The sequence below is a fragment of the Psychrobacter sp. Pi2-1 genome (genome assembly GCF_904846645.1).
GTDB lineage: Bacteria > Pseudomonadota > Gammaproteobacteria > Pseudomonadales > Moraxellaceae > Psychrobacter.
Window position 1 is genome coordinate 1 of sequence record NZ_CAJHBO010000041.1, and the last position, 1,747, is coordinate 1,747.

A 1,747-nucleotide genomic window follows, 5' to 3' on the forward strand; every position below is an offset into this window, starting at 1 on the left:
GTGAACAAGGACCAGCGGGTCAAAACGGTGTTGACGGTTTAAATGGTACTGATGGCACTAACGGTAAAGATGGTGTTGATGGTTTACAGGGTCCAATCGGTCCGCAAGGTCCAGCAGGATCTGACGGCATCAATGGTCAAGATGGTGCGCAAGGTCCTCAGGGTGAACAAGGTCCAGCAGGTCAGGATGGTATCGATGGTGCTAAAGGTGATAAAGGCGACTCAGGTATTAGCGAAGCAGCTAAAATTGAATTAGAAAGTAAAATCGAAGACAGCCAAGCTCGCTTCTTTAGCGTTAATGGCTCTAGTGAAAATGAAGATGCAGGCAATTATAACAGCAATGGCGCTACTGCTGACGGTGCAATAGCAATTGGGGTTAATGCTCAATCTAAAGGTAAGGACAGCATCGCTATGGGCACTAACAATACGGTGACTGGCGATCAATCTACCAGCGTGGGTAATGGCAACATCGTTTCAGGTGATCGCTCAGGTGCGTTTGGAGACCCGAATATTATCGGCGGCAGCGCTAATTATGCAGTTGGCAACGACAACATTATCGGTGATACTACTAGTAATTCAGTAGTGTTAGGTAGTAATGCGACAGTTGGTGCTACAGCGGCTACAATTGGTGCTAATAGTGCACCAACCTTTGCTAACGAGACTAACGCCTCAAACTCTGTTGCTATCGGTGAGTCGGTGAACGTCCAAGCAGCTAATGCAGTATCTATCGGTGCTAATAGCAGTGCGACTCATAGCAATGCGGTAGCATTAGGAGCAAACTCACAATCAACGGCAGATAATACCGTATCGGTAGGCAGTGCAAACAACCAGCGCCGAATTACCAATGTTGCCGCTGGTATTAATTCAAATGATGCAGTTAACGTTTCTCAGCTTAACCAAAATCGTGCCGAAGCCTTTGGTTATACAGATAGAAGAATAAATGATTTAGAAGGTGAGACTCACTCAGCAGTAGCGGGTGCGCTTGCTTTCGCTGCTCTACGTTATCCCAACACGCCAGGTAAAGTAAGTGTTGGTCTGGGCGGTGGTACATGGGAAGGTGAGACAGGGTACGCATTTGGTGTCGGTTACACTACATCTGACGGACAGTTTTCTATCAGTAGTGCTTTTGGTGGTAGTGGAAGCCAAAATGGTGGCAATGTTGGCGTAAGCTATACTTTCGACTAATATGTAGATCTAAGAAATAAGGAAATACTTGAGCCTACTATTGTCTTTAATAGTAGGCTCAATCAATTCAATTTATCAAGTTAAAATGTTTTTGAAAACTCTTCTTGTTTTCTATCTAAAACTCCGTATAACGCCACCCAGTCGAAAGGGAAGTGGCTTACTGATTTGGACGATGTAAATTGTTTGAATTAAATAGAAAATACTTCTTGACTAAATAAATATAGCGTCTATAATACGCACCTCATCAAGACGAGCTGGAGGTAGATAGTGTGTAGATTACACATTAATAACCCAGTTAACCTGATGAGACAAATTAAAAAAAGAAGTTGACAGACTATTAAAACATGATATGATGGTCAGCTCGCTAAATAGGATAAGTCACATTGGCTGACTTATTTAGTTTGAAATACTAGCACTGGACGACAGTGTCAGACATTATTTAAAAGCATAACTAAAGAACAACTTGTGTGGATTTTTGCTGATTCAGAATGCTAAAAAATAAAGTTGACTATCTTTTCTTTTCGGAAAGATTATTAACTATAAAAATTATCATTTAAGACAGC

General features: G+C 42.0%; 1 protein-coding gene. It reads left to right on the forward strand.

From position 1 onward, the window contains the following. A partial coding sequence (locus tag JMX91_RS13135) for a YadA family autotransporter adhesin (RefSeq protein ID WP_201549605.1) occupies nucleotides 1-1,184 on the forward strand: 1,184 nt, incomplete at its 5' end. Nucleotides 1,185-1,747 lie beyond the last annotated feature (563 nt).